The organism is Bacteroides neonati, assembly GCF_000499785.1.
GTDB classification, from domain to species: Bacteria; Bacteroidota; Bacteroidia; order Bacteroidales; family Bacteroidaceae; genus Bacteroides; species Bacteroides neonati.
This window is the reverse complement of the sequence record NZ_HG726020.1, coordinates 1188236-1203428: the sequence shown is the minus strand read 5'-3', so window position 1 is coordinate 1203428 and position 15193 is coordinate 1188236. Positions and strand designations below refer to the sequence as shown.

General features: G+C 48.0%; 9 protein-coding genes. 2 read left to right on the top strand and 7 right to left on the bottom strand.

What is annotated here, in order from left to right:
• Positions 1–57: 57 nt before the first annotated feature.
• The 6 genes from TY03_RS07985 to alaS form a co-directional block, all read right to left on the bottom strand.
• Positions 58–2334, bottom strand: coding sequence for a GH92 family glycosyl hydrolase (locus TY03_RS07985; protein WP_042368760.1), 2277 nt, complete (start codon positions 2332–2334; stop codon positions 58–60).
• A gap of 15 nt (positions 2335–2349) precedes the next feature.
• A complete protein-coding gene (locus TY03_RS07980; protein ID WP_042368758.1) occupies positions 2350–4602 on the bottom strand; it encodes a GH92 family glycosyl hydrolase in 2253 nt (750 codons plus the stop codon).
• A 37-nt stretch (positions 4603–4639) separates the two neighbouring features.
• Positions 4640–5632 carry a FecR family protein gene (locus TY03_RS07975; protein WP_042368756.1) on the bottom strand — a complete coding sequence of 331 codons (993 nt, stop codon included), beginning with the start codon at positions 5630–5632 and terminating at the stop codon, positions 4640–4642.
• A 50-nt stretch (positions 5633–5682) separates the two neighbouring features.
• Complete coding sequence (locus tag TY03_RS07970) at positions 5683–6237, bottom strand: RNA polymerase sigma-70 factor (RefSeq protein WP_042368754.1); 555 nt, start codon at positions 6235–6237, stop codon at positions 5683–5685.
• Between the two features lie 23 nt (positions 6238–6260).
• Positions 6261–8480 (bottom strand): GH92 family glycosyl hydrolase, encoded by a 2220-nt coding sequence (locus tag TY03_RS07965; RefSeq protein ID WP_042368753.1) that lies wholly within the window; start codon positions 8478–8480, stop codon positions 6261–6263.
• A 338-nt stretch (positions 8481–8818) separates the two neighbouring features.
• Positions 8819–11437: an alanine--tRNA ligase gene (alaS, locus tag TY03_RS07960; RefSeq protein ID WP_042368751.1), complete on the bottom strand. Its 2619-nt coding sequence runs from the start codon at positions 11435–11437 to the stop codon at positions 8819–8821.
• A 108-nt stretch (positions 11438–11545) separates the two neighbouring features.
• On the opposite strand from alaS, the gene TY03_RS07955 reads away from it, so the two are divergent.
• Positions 11546–12514: a M23 family metallopeptidase gene (locus TY03_RS07955; protein ID WP_042368749.1), complete on the top strand. Its 969-nt coding sequence runs from the start codon at positions 11546–11548 to the stop codon at positions 12512–12514.
• A gap of 20 nt (positions 12515–12534) precedes the next feature.
• Positions 12535–12864 (top strand): MerR family transcriptional regulator, encoded by a 330-nt coding sequence (locus tag TY03_RS07950; RefSeq protein WP_042368748.1) that lies wholly within the window; start codon positions 12535–12537, stop codon positions 12862–12864.
• 31 nt (positions 12865–12895) lie between these two features.
• Here TY03_RS07950 and TY03_RS07945 read toward each other — a convergent pair whose 3' ends face one another.
• Positions 12896–15139 (bottom strand): RelA/SpoT family protein, encoded by a 2244-nt coding sequence (locus tag TY03_RS07945; RefSeq protein ID WP_042368747.1) that lies wholly within the window; start codon positions 15137–15139, stop codon positions 12896–12898.
• Between the last annotated feature and the right edge of the window lie 54 nt (positions 15140–15193).

Below are 15193 nucleotides of genomic sequence, written 5' to 3'. Positions count from 1 at the left end.
AAAACGCACCTTTATCTGAATGACAAAGATGCGTTTTCCGGAATGAAGAAAAACGAATTAGTTTTTCTTTTCGTTCGAAAACGAATAGGGATAATCCTTCGTTTCCGTTCCGCGGCTTAGGTTAGGTTTAGCGTTCATATCAAAGTGAATGACTCCACCTTTTAGCAGGTCTTCGTGCTTGAGGTAGTTCTTCGAATACTCTTTTCCGTTGAGCGTCATTGATTCGATATAGATATTTTCATCGTTGTTTTGAGGTGCCTCAATGACCAGGTCATTGCCATTCTCAAAATGTAAGGTGGCTTTTTTGAATAAGGGAGCTCCCAATACATATTCGTCCGTTCCGGGGCATACGGGATAGAAGCCGAGTGCCGAGAAAACATACCAGGCCGAGGTTTGTCCATTGTCCTCGTCGCCACAATAACCATCGGGGGCAGGTGTGTACATCCGGTTCATCACCTGACGAAGCCAGTATTGCGCTTTCCAGGGTTGTCCGGCATAGTTATACAGATAAATCATGTGCTGAATGGGTTGATTGCCATGTGCATAGTTGCCCATGTTCATGATTTGCATCTCACGGATTTCGTGAATAACTTGTCCGTAATAACTCTCATCGAAAACAGGAGGAACCGAGAATACCGAATCGAGCATATGCGTGAATTTCTGTTCGCCACCCATCAGATCAATCAATCCTTGTGGGTCGTGAAATACAGACCAAGAGTAGTGCCAACTATTGCCTTCGGTAAATGCGTCACCCCACTTCAGCGGAGAGAAAGGCGTCATAAATGTGCCGTCGAGGTTGCGTCCACGCATCAGGTTACTCTCCTTATCGAATACGTTGCGGTAGTTCATGGCGCGTTTGGCAAAGAGTGCGAGTTCCTTCTTCGGGCGGTTTAGCTTTTTACCTAATTGATAGATGCACCAGTCGTTGTAAGCATATTCCAGCGTACGCGCTACGTTCTCATTGATTTTCACATCATAAGGCACATAACCCAGTTTGTTATAGTATTCGTTGCCTTGGCGTCCGGTCGAATATACTTCGGGGTGTACATGGTTGGTGCCGTGGATCAAGCCGTTGTACAGCGTTTCTACATCGGCTACCTTCACTCCTTTGAGGTAAGCATCGACCAATACGGATGCCGAGTTGTTGCCAATCATGCATCCACGATGACCGGGGCTGGCCCATTCGGGGAAGAATCCGCTTTCTTTATACGTGTTGACCAGTCCTTCTTGTATCTCGCGGTTGATGCTCGGGTACATCAGGTTGAGGAAAGGGAAGAGACAACGGAACGTATCCCAAAAACCTGTGTCGGTAAACATATAACCCGGCAAAACTTCGCCGTTATAAGGGCTGTAATGTATCGGCTGGCCTTGGGCATCGATCTCGTAAAACTTACGGGGAAACAGCAATGAACGGTATAGGCAGGAATAGAAAGTACGGTATTGGTCGAGGTTTCCTCCATCCACTTCGATACGTCCCAGAACGTCGTTCCATGCCTTTTTCCCTTTTTCTTTCAAGGTATCGAAGTTGTCATTGCCCAGTTCGTCAAGGTTGCGCACAGCCTGTTCGGGGCTGATAAAGGAAGAGGCTACACGAGCATGTACCACTTCGCCTCTATGGGTGCGGAAACCAATAACAGCTCCTGCATGGTTGGCTGTTTGTTGCAACACATTTTCCGTCAATGTACTATCGGCAAAGGTAGCGCGATAGGTGAAGGGTTTGTCGAACTCGATTACGAAATAGTTCTTGAAGTTGGCCGGTACACCACCGCTGTTGCGGGTACTGTATCCGATGATTCTGTTTTCGGCAGGCAACACCTGCACGTGCGAGCCTTTATCGAAGGCATCGACTACGATATACGAATGATCGTTCTCGGGGAAGGTGAAGCGAAACATCGCTGCACGATCCGTCGGGGTAACCTCGGCTACTACATCATGATCGGCCAGGTATACTTTATAATAGTTAGGACGTGCCTCTTCTGCTTTGTGCGAGAACCAACTGGCGCGTTTCTCTTCGTTAAACTCGGGGCTTCCAACCACGGGCATGAGTGAGAACTGTCCGTAATCATTGATCCACGGGCTGGGTTGATGCGTTTGTTTGAACCCACGAATCTTGTTGGCCGTATATGTGTATTGCCAACCGTCGCCCATTTTGCCGGTTTGCGGAGTCCAGAAGTTCATTCCCCAAGGGCGGGCAATGGCCGGATAAGTATTACCGCTCGATAATTCGAACGAAGATTGCGTACCCATCAGCGGATTGACATACTGTGTCAGATCCTTGGCTTGCACGAAAAGGGTGCAACCGATGGCACAAGTTAGTAAGAATAGCTTTTTCATGGTTCTCAAATTTGATTATCGGGTGTTACTCATGGTCAGTTCCAAGACACTTCCTTCGACGATGTCATTGTGCGAGAAGAAGAGTTTGCTCAGTGGCTTCCCATTGAGTTTGGCCGATTGAATATACTTATTTGTTTTCGAATTATTATGTGCAATGATGGTAAATGTACGACCATTGTCGAGGTTGATCACCGTTTTATCGAACAGTGGGCGGCCAATCGAATAGATGGGACGGCCGGGACATACCTGATAAAAGCCCATGCTGTTCAATACATACCAGGCAGACATCTGCCCGCAATCTTCATTGCCCGATAGTCCGTCGGGGGCATTGCTGTATTGACTCTTAAAGATGCTGTCGACCAACTCTTGTGTGCGCCACGGTCTGTTTACATAGTTATACAGATGAGTGATGTGGTGGCTGGGTTCATTGCCGTGTGCATACTGGCCGATGAGTCCCGAGATGTCCGATGAGGTTGTTTCTCCCTCCAGTTCGGAACTGGCAGTAAACAGCGAGTCGAGTTTATGAGCAAATGCCTCTTCGCCTCCCATCAATTCGGCCAATCCATCAATGTCGTGGGGCACAAACCAAGTCCACTGCCAGGCAGTACCTTCGCAGTAATCGTCATTGCGATGTGTCGATGCACGTGGGTTGAATGGCGTGCGCCATTCGCCTTTCGAATCGAGTCCGCGCATAAAGCCGGTCGACTGATCAAAGTAGAATTCGTATGCTTTGGCAAAGCGTGCATACTTTTTCTGATTCTCGACATCGTTCATCGCATCGGCGAATACGGAAATGCACCAATCGTCATACGCATACTCAAGTGCTTTGGCTACCGATTCATTCTCCCGGTCGCAGGGGATGTATCCGATGGCATTTTTATAATATTTGGCCTGCGGCATGAGATGAGGCAGGACCAACGACGGACACAGAATGCCTGTCGTGTCGTATTCGGCCGCTCGCAGGCAGGCTTTGTAGGCCTCTTCCACATCGAAATCACGGTATCCTTTCATATAAGCATCGACGATCACAGGTACGGCATGATAGCCGATCATGGTTCCGGTATAGTTGGAAGCCATGTCCCACATCGGAAAGATGCCGCCTTCCTGGTGCTTTTTGATCAGCGAACGCACGAAGTCGTTGTTTAGCTTCGGATCGATGATGGTCATCAGCGGATGAAGTGCCCGGAACGTGTCCCATAAAGAAAAGATGCTATACATGGGATGAATGGTGTCGCCCTGTTGTATTTGCAAATCCATTCCGCGGTAGCGGCCATCGACATCGGTGAATAAATTGGGGCTGATGCCTGTATGATACAATGCGGTATAGAAGATGGTCTTATCTTCCGCATTGTTGGTTTGGATGTCGATTTTAGAGAGATATTTATTCCATTCCTTACGCGCGTTGGTGCGTACTTGGTTAAAATCCCATTCGGGTATCTCGGTCTCCACATTTTGGCGGGCACCGGCTATATCGACAGCCGAAAGTCCTACTTTGACGTACACCTGTTCGCCTTGTGTGGTGTTGAACCGGAGCAATGCCTTACAGACCGGTTGCTTGGTTGCATCGGTGGCAGAGGTGGGCATAGAGTCGGTTAGCAGGGTATAGGTAAACGGTTTGGAGAACTTGGCATAGAAGTTTGTATATTGGTCGAAAGCCCAATATACCGTCTTTTTTCGTCCGCAGATTTCGGTATCACTCAATACCGTTATTTCCATCTCTTCATTTTTCTGTCGTTGCAGGCTGTAATCCAGATCGAGTATAAATCCCGCCTCTTTGCTTTCGGGGAATGTATAGCGGTGAATCGCTGCACGCTTGGTAGCAGAAAGTTCGGCTTTTACTCCATAGGTATCGAGAAATACCGAATAATAACCCGGTTCGGCCGTTTCGTTTTGGTGTGAGAAGGCCGATGCATAAGCCATTTGCTGACCTTGATTGCCTATTTTCTGTTTGCCTACGGTAGGCATGAGCAATACATCGCCATAGTCGCAACAGCCGGTACCGCTGAGGTGTGTGTGCGAGAATCCGTTTAAGGTAGAGTCGGCGTAGTAGTAGCCCGAACAGGCATCCCAACCGTCGATACGTGTATCGGGACCGGGTTGTATCATACCGTGCGGGAGGGTAGCCCCCGGAAAGGTATGTCCATGACCACCGGTGCCAATGAAAGGATTGACAAAGGCACTGTAGTCTGTTTGTGCCGGGTTGTTGGTGCAGGAGGTTAAAGATAATAGACCTCCTAAACATCCCAGCAAGAATGTTCTGATATTCATCGTTATGTGTTCGTTATTAATGGTTTGAATCGTCTGCTTAATTAAGTGAGGATATAAATATATTGTCTCCTACTATCTTATAATTGATAGGAATGGAGTTGGTCAACGATTTCAGTACTGCATCAATTGTATCTTTCTTTTTCAATACTCCCGAATAGGTTTTATCGGCTTTGATATCGGGCGATAGAATGATTTTTACATCGTAAAAGCGTTCGAGTGTTTGAGCTATTTCGAAAATATCGGCTTGCTCAAAAGGAATCAGTCCGTCGTGCCAGGCGGCATCCATTCGCGCATTTACTTGTTTCACCATGAGGCGTCCGGTGGTTTTGTTCAGTTCGGCTTTCTGTCCCGGAAGCAGAATCACCATGCCTTCGTCTTTCTGCCCCTTCACTTCAATTTCGCCTTCGATGAGGCTTGCTTCGGTGATGCGGCAATCTTTGCTGCTTTTGAAGTTAAAGATAGTGCCCAGTACCCTGACGCGCATCGATTGGCTTTCGACAATGAAGGGCTTCTGGCGGTTCTTGGTTACCTCAAAGTAGGCTTCGCCCTCCAGGTGTACGTTGCGTTCTTTGTTTGAGAATTGGCGCGGATAGGTCAGTGTAGTCGATTGATTCAGCCACACTTTCGTTCCATCGGGCAGAGTGACCATTTGCACGGCATTGTCGGCACGAGCCATGAGCATATCCTGCGACGGATTGAGCTGATAAATCCAATAACCGACTCCGCTTCCCCCCAATAGTACTACGGCAATCATAGCAGCATACTTCATGAGGTTGCGTATTCTTTTTGTTTTCTGTTGTGCGGTCTTCTCTATTTCCAATCTTTTAAAAAGACGAGCCTCGGCTTGTTCCGTTTGTCTCTTCTCTATAAAAGGGTTGCGCTTACCCGCCTGATAGGTTTCCTCCATCAGGAATAATTTACGGGCATTGTCTTTCGATTCTTTGATCCACGTGTTGATGCGGATAAAGTCCTCTTCGGAACATTCACCTTGCAGGTATTTCTTTATTATGTCGTCGTTCAGCTCGTTCATCTGTTCTTCCTTCGTTATATATGATACAGTTCAAACTATAAAAACACTTACTATCTGATGAAAAATAATAGGAAAAATAGCCATAGGTGACTCAAACGTGTGCGTAGAAACTTTAAAGCCTTGTACATGTGGGCTTCGACGGTACGTTGCGATACGCCCAATACGTCTGCTATCTCTTTGTTTTTCATATCGTGCAGATAACTTAGTTTGAATACTTCTTTACACTTGTCGGGAAGTTCGTTAATCGCTCCATAGATTTCATTTCGCAGTTCGCGTCCTTCAATTCGCTTGATCACATCGTTGTTGTCGGGGTGATAAAAGTCGGCACGTTCCAGCGTAATCTCTTCTACGGACGAACTATACTTCTGTTCGACCCCTCTGTGCTTGAGCACATTGAGCGAGCGCGTATAGACTGCCCGGTAGAGGAAAGCTTGTATTTGCTCGCCAATGTCCATCGACTCTCTTCGTTTCCATAGCTCTACGAAAACATCCTGCACTACATCCTCTGCTTCTTCGTCGCCCACAATGCGGGTGGCGTAGAAAAGCAGATTTGCGTAGTACTTACGAAAGGTGGCTTTGTAGATTATATCAAAATCGTCGTTCATTCATTCCAGACATTTAAGTCGTATTAATTATACCATACGGGACCCGGTTGGTTGCCCATTTCGAATTCGAAGGTGGCTCCACTCATGATTTGATCGTGGGTGATGTAACTCTTGCGGTAAGGTTCTCCATTCATTTTGACGGACTGGATGTAGATGTTCTCCCGACTCACTTTCGGAGCAAGCACCGTAAATGTTTTGCCATTGGCAAGCTTCATGTGCATTTCGGGAAAGAGCGGAGTACCTATTTGATATTCGCCGCCAACGGGATTGACCGGATAGAAGCCCATGGCACTGAATACGTACCACGCCGACATCTGTCCGCAGTCTTCATTGCCGCAAAGACCGTCGGGGGTGTTGCGGTAAAGTTCGTGCATCACCTGAGCCGCGTACTTCTGTGTTTTCCAGGGTTGGTCAACGGTATTGTAGAGATAGATAACGTGATGGCCGGGCTCGTTGCCATGTGCATACTGCCCAATCATACCGGTGCTGAAGATGGGCAATTCGTCCTTCTCGGTTGGGTGATAGGTGAACATGCTATCGAGTTTCTGGGCAAACCGATCTTTGCCGCCTACCAAACCGATCAGTCCGTCGATGTCTTGCTGTACCGACCAGAAATACTGCCAGCCGTTGCTTTCGCAGATATGTGGCGTGTAGTCGTCGGCTTTGAAGGGAGTGATGAACGTGCCCTTATCGTCGCGGGGTTGCATGAACGAGGTGGCGGGGTTGTATACGTTTTTGTAGTTCGAGGCTCGTTGGTAGAAGGTGGCGGCTGTCTCTTTCTCGCCCATGCGATCTGCCATCAGGGCGATGCAGTAATCGTCGAAGGCGTATTCGAGGGTTTTTGACAACGACCAGGGTTCGGAGTTGTAACTGTCTTCGCGGTTGTAGGGGATGTAGCCCAGTTTCTTATACTCGCCGATGCCACGGTAGCTGTCGATGTTGGCGGTAGCAACACAGGCGGCCAATGCTCTTTTGGCATCAAAATGGCCAATGCCTTTGAGGTAAGCATCTGCAATGACGGGAACGGCATGATAGCCGATCATCATGTCCGTTTCGCTGGCTTGGAAGTTCCATACGGGCAGTCGGCCGTTTTGGTCGTAAAACGCCAGGAACGATTCGACCATGTCATTGACCCGTTCGGGTTGCGTATAGGTGAAGAGCGGATGTGCCGCACGGTAGGTATCCCACAACGAGAAGGTGCTGTAATTGGTCCACCCGTTTGCTTGGTGCGTTTGCTTGTCGGGGCCGTAATACGCGCCGTCTACATCGCCGTATATGGTCGGTGCAAGCATGGAGTGATAAAGAGCCGTATAGAAGTTTACTTTATCTTCCGTATTGCCGCCTTGAACCTCTATTTTGCCCAGCTCCTTGTTCCACCGTTCGCGGGCGGCTGTGCGGTATTTATCAAAATCATTATCGGGCACTTCGGCTTGCAGGTTCTTGGCAGCACCCTCCATGCTTACGCCCGAGATGGCGGTGTTGACCAACAACTGCTCGCCTTCGGTGGTTGGGAAGTCAAATCGGGCTACGTAGGCCGTTCCTATGCGTTGCTTCTCTTTGAGGATGGCGGTGGTATCGATATGTACGGCTGCAAAGGGTTTGGAGAAGCGCGTGCGGAAGTAAATGCGTTGTCCCCGTGCCCATCCCTCGGAGAAGCGATATCCCTGAATGGTAACCGAGTCGATCACTTCAATGCGCGAATCGGACGTGGCATCCCAGTTCATGGCTTTCTTTAGGTCGAGAAAAACAGCCGATTCGGCTTTGGGGAACGTATAGCGTTGTATGCCGCAGCGTTCGGTCGCGGTTAGTTCTACGTTGATGCCGTAGTCCTTGAGCCGTACTTGATAGTATCCGGCAGTGGCCGATTCTTCTTTGTGCGAGAATTTAGAATAGATGCCCAACGGTGCTTCGGCTTCTTTGTAAGGAAGGGTGACGGGCATGAAGGAGACATCGTACAGGTCGCCTGCTCCGGTTCCGGAGAGGTGTGTATGGCTGAATCCGGCAATGGTGCTGTCGGGATAGAAGTAGCCCGAAATGCGATCCCAACCCGGCAGACCGTTGTCAGGGCTTAGTTGTACCATGCCAAAGGGGAGTTGTGCCCCCGGATAGGTGTTGCCGGTAAAGTCGGTTCCGATGAATGGATTGACGTATGCAGCGTAGTCGTTTGCTGTTTCTTGTTGAGGGGATGAACAGGCTGCTAAAAGCACAAAGATGAGCGATAACAGAGTAGTGATTTTTTTCATGGTTTTGGTTGGTCGGATTGGTTCTGAGTATTATTGATTGTTATTTAAAATGCAAATGTATAGAATCTCGGATAAAAAACGAATAAAAAACGAATGAGAAACGTGGTTTCTGACTTCAAAAAAAATAAAAGGAGTCAAGAAATGCGGTTTCTAGCTCCAAAAAAATAAAAAGAGCCGAGAAATATGGTTTCTAGCTCCTCAAAAAATAAAAGGAGTCAAGAAACGCGGTTTCTAGCTCCCCAAAAAATAAAAGGAGCCAAGAAATGCGGTTTCTAGCTCCTCAAAAAATAAAAGGAGTCGAGAAACGCGGTTCCCGACTCCTTGAAAATATAAAAGGCTTAGATACCTGCCAATTCGAGTACTTTTTCTACGGCTGCATTCAATCCGTCGGCGTTTTTACCTCCGGCTGTTGCAAAGTGAGGCTGACCACCGCCCCCTCCTTGAATCAGTTTGGCTGCTTCTTTAACCAGATTGCCCGCTTTCAATCCGCCGGCTACCAGGTTATCGCTCAGCATAACGGTTAGCATGGGTTTGCCTGCATCGCTGCTTCCGGCTACGAAGAAGAGGTTCTCGGTAATTTCGCCACGCAGTTGGAAGGCGATATTCTTCACCGCTTCGGCAGGAAGTGGAGCGCAGAACTTGATAATCTTCACTCCGTTTACCTCTTGTATGTTTTTGAGCAGTCTGCTTTTCAGTTCGGCTTCTTTCTCCTTCATGAACTCTTCCACCTGTTTCTTCAAACCGGCATTCTCATCGATGTACTTACGGATGGCAATGGCAAGGTCAGGGGTGTTGTTGAAGAGTGACTTCAAGTCGTTCAGCGTATCTTGTACGGTATCGAGCATCTCTTCTACCTTGGCTCCCGTATAGGCTTCGATACGACGCACGCCGGCAGCTACCGAGCTTTCAGAGATAATTTTGACCATACCGATGTTGCCGGTAGCAGGTACATGCGTACCACCGCAGAACTCAACCGACGAACCGAACTTGATAACGCGAACCTCGTCGCCATACTTTTCGCCAAAAAGGGCGATGGCACCCAACTCCTTTGCTTCGGCAATAGGCATGTTGCGGTATTCGGTCAGTGGAATGTTGGCACGGATCTTGGCGTTTGCCAAATGCTCGATGCGGCGAATCTCCTCGTCGGTCACCTTTTGGAAGTGAGAGAAGTCGAAACGCAACGAGTCGGGCGTTACCAACGAACCCTTCTGCTCGATGTGGTCGCCCAATACCTCGCGCAAAGCCTCGTCGAGCAAGTGAGTAGCCGAGTGGTTGGCTGCACAGGCAGCACGCTTATCGGTATCTACGCAAGCCATCATGGGTGCTTCGAGGTGGGTAGGCAGTTTCTTGGTGATGTGTACGGGCAGGTTGTTTTCCTTCTTCGTATCGATCACTTCGATGGTTTCGAACTCGCTTACCAACACGCCCGTATCGCCTACCTGACCACCACTTTCGGCATAGAAAGGAGTAGAGTCGAGTACCAGCTGATAGAGTGTCTGGTTTTTCTGTTTTACCTGACGATAGCGCAAGATAGCCGTTTCGCTTTCGGTATAATCATAACCAACGAACTCGGTGGTTCCCTCTTTCAGGGTAATCCAGTCGCCGGTTTCAACAGCGGCAGCGTTGCGGGCACGAGCCTTTTGTTGTTCCATCTCGGCGGTGAACTCTTCGGTGCAAACGGTCATGCCGTTCTCGCGCAGAATCAGTTCGGTGAGGTCGAGCGGGAATCCGAACGTATCGTATAAGGTGAAGGCATCCTTGCCGCTGATTTCGTTCTTTCCGGCAGCTTTGGTGTCGGCCATCGTTTTGTCGAGCAGACGGATACCGGTTTCGAGTGTGCGAAGGAATGACTCCTCTTCTTCTTTGATTACTTTCTCGATCAATCCCTTTTGGCTGACCAATTCGGGATAAGCCTCGCCCATGCTCTCGATCAGTACCGGGAGGAGCTTGTACATAAACGCTTGTTTCTGTCCGAGGAATGTATAGCCATAGCGTACGGCACGACGCAGGATGCGACGAATCACGTAGCCGGCCTTGGCATTCGATGGCAACTGCCCGTCGGTGATGGAGAAAGCAATGGTACGTATGTGGTCGGCGATTACGCGCATGGCGATATCGTTTTGTTCGTTTTTGCCATATTCCGTTCCGGCCAGCGTAGCGATAACTTTCAATATTGGCTGGAATACGTCGGTGTCGTAATTCGATGTTTTGCCCTGCAAAGCCATGCACAGGCGTTCAAAACCCATACCGGTATCGATTACCTTGGCGGGTAGTGATTCGAGGCTGCCGTCGGCCTTGCGATTGTATTGCATGAACACGAGGTTCCATATTTCAATCACTTGAGGATGGTCGTTGTTCACCAGGTTGCGTCCCGAAATCTTGGCACGCTCTTCGGCAGGACGGAGGTCGATATGAATCTCCGAGCAAGGTCCGCAGGGACCGGTATCGCCCATCTCCCAGAAGTTATCTTTCTTATTGCCGTTGATGATGTGGTCTTTGGGCAAGTATTGTTCCCAGTATCCGGCTGCTTCGTTATCGCGTTCCAATCCTTCTTCGGGATTGCCTTCGAATACGCTCGCATAGAGGAGTTCGGGGCTCAGCTTCAATACCTTCACCAAGTATTCCCATGCCCAGTCGATGGCCTCTTTCTTGAAGTAATCGCCAAACGACCAGTTGCCCAACATCTCGAACATGGTGTGGTGATACGTATCGTGTCCTACCTCTTCGAGGTCGTTGTGCTTTCCGCTCACGCGCAAGCACTTCTGCGAATCGGCTACCCGGTGGTATTTGGCAGGGTGATTACCCAAGATAATATCTTTAAACTGGTTCATTCCCGCGTTGGTAAACATCAGCGTAGGGTCATCTTTAACGACCATGGGAGCCGAGGGAACTATCTGGTGTCCTTTTGATTCAAAGAAATTCTTAAACGAATCTCTGGTTTCTTTTGCAGTCAACATACTTCTTATTATATATCTATCGTTGAGGTTAATATTCTGAAAAAAGCAATGCAAAGATAGCTTGTTTTTATTATTTTTGTGGCATTAACTCGCGAAATAATTAATAAGATGCGCAAAGTTTACTATATCTACAATCCGCAAACACAGACGTATGACCGGATTTATCCCACTGTCCGACAACGAGCGTTGAGCATCCTTCGACGTCTTTTTATCGGCATGGGCTTGGGAGCCGGGAGCTTCATCGTGCTGCTCCTTGTTTTCGGTTCGCCGTCCGAGAAAGAATTAAGGAAAGAAAACAGCCAGTTGCTGGCTCAATATAACGTGCTTTCGCGTCGGCTCGACGATGCGATGGGGGTGTTGCAAGATGTACAGCAACGCGATGATAACCTGTATCGTGTTATTCTGCAAGCCGATCCGGTTGCGCCGGCTATCCGAAAGGCGGGGTATGGTGGCACCAACCGTTACGAACAACTGATGGATATGGCCAATGCCGAGCTGGTGGTTAATACCACGCAGAAGTTGGATGTGTTGACCAAACAGCTTTATATTCAGTCGAAATCTTTCGATGATGTAATGGCTATGTGTAAGAATCAAGATGAGATGTTGAAGTGCATGCCTGCCATTCAGCCCATTTCTAATAAAGACCTGCGCCAAACGGCATCGGGATATGGAACACGCATTGACCCTATATACGGTACGACAAAGTTTCATAGCGGTATGGACTTTTCGGCGCATCCCGGTACTGATGTATATGCTACGGGCAATGGCACGGTCGTTAAAGCCGGCTGGGAAACAGGCTATGGCAATACGGTTATCATTGATCACGGATTTGGTTACCGCACATGGTATGCCCATTTACGCGACTTCCGCACCAAAGTGGGGAAGAAGGTGGTACGTGGCGAGGTAATAGGCGGTGTAGGAAGTACCGGCAAAAGTACAGGCCCTCATCTGCACTATGAGGTGCATGTAAAGGGCAAAATAGTGAATCCGGTCAACTATTACTTCATGGATTTGAGTGCCGAAGATTATGATAAGATGATTCAGCTTGCCGCCAATCACGGTAAAGTATTCGATTAATAAATCAACAGGTGATGAGCATGGATAAAGATTTGAAATTGTTCTACTCCATTAGTGAAGTAGCCGAAATGTTTGGAGTGAACCCTTCGTTATTGCGTTTCTGGGAGAAGGAATTCCCGCAGATAGCTCCCAAAACCATCGGTCGTGGCATACGTCAATACCGCAAAGAAGATGTGGAGATGGTAGGACTCATTTATCATCTGGTCAAAGAAAAAGGAATGACCTTGCCCGGTGCCCGGCAAAAACTCAAAGACAACAGAGAGGCCACCGTGCGCAATTTCGAAATAGTAACCCGCCTCAAGGATATCAAAGAAGAGCTTTTAGCCATCAAGAAAGAACTTGACGGCTAAAAGCCCGCTACTATTTTTTTTTTGTTGATTGTTACTCTTCGACTCTGGTAACCGATTTAATGTTAGGTACCTTCAGCAGATTGTTGCAGATCGCTTTCACATCATCCACATCGTGTACATACAATTGAATTTTACCTTCAAAGATACCATCGTTTGTTTCGAGGTTTAGCTTGCGGATGTTGACTCCCAGTTGTCTTGAGATAACCTGTGTTACCTCGTTGAGCAATCCCATGCTGTCAATCCCCTTAATGTAAATGTAAACCAAGAAAGAGAGCGATTTATGCGTATCCCATTCAGTCGCAATGATACGGTTGCCGTAGCTGCTTTTTAGTTTTGCCGCTACGGGACATTGTCGCTTGTGGATAATAACGCGGTTGTTTTCATCAATATACCCCAGCACATCGTCACCCGGTATGGGGTGGCAACATTCGGCCATGAGGTAGTTCTTTTGAATACTCTCTTCGGTTAGTTTAAGAATCTGCTTCGGGTTGATTGGCTCTTTTTCCTGCGGCTCTTTCTCTGCGGCAGCTTCTTTGTTATTGCCACCAAAAGAGAAAGTCAGGTATTTCTTCCAGTTTGTGCTGGGTTTCTCTTTCAGTTCATTCTTGTCCGCCTCGCCCAATACGATGCTTCTATTACCGATAGCGACATAGAATTCTTCTTCGTTCTTCATGTTATGAAGTTTGTATAACTTCTTAATCGCGATAGCGTCGGGACGTATTTCTTCGACCTTCAGAAATTCATTCAGCATCTCTTCGCCCTCTTTCTGATTGGTCTTTCTGTCTTTGCGTAAGATAGCGGCTATTTTGGAGCGGGCACGAGCCGTGGTAGCAAAAGCTTCCCATTGAGGTTGCACGCGCTGCGACTTGGAGGTGATAATCTCTACCTGGTCGCCACTCTGTAGTTTGTGGCTCAACGGTACCAGTTTGTGGTTAACCTGTGCACCAATGCAATGGCTGCCGATATCTGTGTGCAGGGAGAAAGCGAAGTCGAGTGCCGTAGAGTTTTGCGGCATGGTTTTAAGCTCTCCCTTCGGGGTGAATACGAATATCTCGGAAGCAAAAAGATTTAATTTGATGGTATCCAGAAAATCAATGGCATCGGGTTGCGGATCGTCCAGGATTTCTTTAATGGTGCGCAGCCACTTCTCCAGTTCGCCTTCGTCTTCGCCGCCACCGCCATCTTTGTATTTCCAGTGGGCAGCAAAACCTTGTTCGGCCACATCGTTCATCCGCTCGCTGCGGATTTGTACTTCAATCCACTGTCCGTTCGTGCCCATCAGAGTTACGTGTAGTGCCTGATAGCCGTTGGCTTTGGGATGGCTTACCCAGTCGCGCAGGCGGTCGGGATGCGGTTTGTATATTTTGGAAATGGTTACGTAAATATCGAAGCAATCGTTCAGCTCCTCATCCGGATTGCGCGGTTCGAAGATGATACGTACCGCCAGCAGATCGTAAATCTCTTCAAAAGGTACATGCTTGGTTTGCATCTTATTCCAGATCGAATAGATGGATTTGACACGTGCCAGAATGTGATATTTCAACCCCATTTTATTTAACTGGGTGACGATCGGGGCGGTAAACTCCTGAAACACCTTGTCGCGCATAGCGGCAGTGGCATTTAGTTTTTCCTCTATCTCATGGTACTCCTCGGGGTGTTCGTATTTGAAGCTTAGGTTTTCCAGTTCGGTCTTTATCTTATAGAGTCCTAAGCGATTGGCCAAAGGTGCATAGATGTAGAGCGTTTCGCCGGCAATTTTGTATTGCTTGTTGGGTAGCATCGAGCCGAGGGTACGCATGTTGTGCAAACGGTCGGCTATCTTAATGAGAATAACCCGTACGTCGTTTGACATGGTAAGCAGCAACTTCTTGAAGTTCTCGGCCTGTGCAGAGGCTCTGTCGCCAAAAATACCTCCTGATATTTTGGTTAATCCGTCAACGATTTGTGCAATCTTTGGACCAAAGATGTTTTCAATATCCTCGACGGTGTAGTCTGTGTCTTCTACTACGTCGTGCAGTAGGGCTGCACAGATAGAGGTAGACCCCAATCCTATCTCATTGCATACTATTTTAGCTACCGCCAGAGGGTGCATTATATACGGCTCCCCCGAGCGTCGCTTAATACCTTTATGTGCCTGATTGGCAAAATTGAAGGCTTTGGTAATAATTTCAACACGTTTCCGGTGCTTGGTCGACAGATAATCGTTTAGCAATTCTTGGAATTCCTGTTCAATCATCTCCTCATCAGCTATCTCTTTCTGGCTTACGTTCTCCATATATGTTGTCCTTTCATTGCTAGTTGATGCAAAAATAAGCAATTTTCAATATCA

What these genes read in the sequence shown, in the direction of transcription:
- TY03_RS07985 (WP_042368760.1), bottom strand. Translation starts at nt 2,334, where the DNA reads ATGAAAAAGCTATTCTTACTAACTTGTGCCATCGGTTGCACCCTTTTC.
- TY03_RS07980 (WP_042368758.1), bottom strand. Translation starts at nt 4,602, where the DNA reads ATGAATATCAGAACATTCTTGCTGGGATGTTTAGGAGGTCTATTATCT.
- TY03_RS07975 (WP_042368756.1), bottom strand. Translation starts at nt 5,632, where the DNA reads ATGAACGAGCTGAACGACGACATAATAAAGAAATACCTGCAAGGTGAA.
- TY03_RS07970 (WP_042368754.1), bottom strand. Translation starts at nt 6,237, where the DNA reads ATGAACGACGATTTTGATATAATCTACAAAGCCACCTTTCGTAAGTAC.
- TY03_RS07965 (WP_042368753.1), bottom strand. Translation starts at nt 8,480, where the DNA reads ATGAAAAAAATCACTACTCTGTTATCGCTCATCTTTGTGCTTTTAGCA.
- alaS (WP_042368751.1), bottom strand. Translation starts at nt 11,437, where the DNA reads ATGTTGACTGCAAAAGAAACCAGAGATTCGTTTAAGAATTTCTTTGAA.
- TY03_RS07955 (WP_042368749.1), top strand. Translation starts at nt 11,546, where the DNA reads ATGCGCAAAGTTTACTATATCTACAATCCGCAAACACAGACGTATGAC.
- TY03_RS07950 (WP_042368748.1), top strand. Translation starts at nt 12,535, where the DNA reads ATGGATAAAGATTTGAAATTGTTCTACTCCATTAGTGAAGTAGCCGAA.
- TY03_RS07945 (WP_042368747.1), bottom strand. Translation starts at nt 15,139, where the DNA reads ATGGAGAACGTAAGCCAGAAAGAGATAGCTGATGAGGAGATGATTGAA.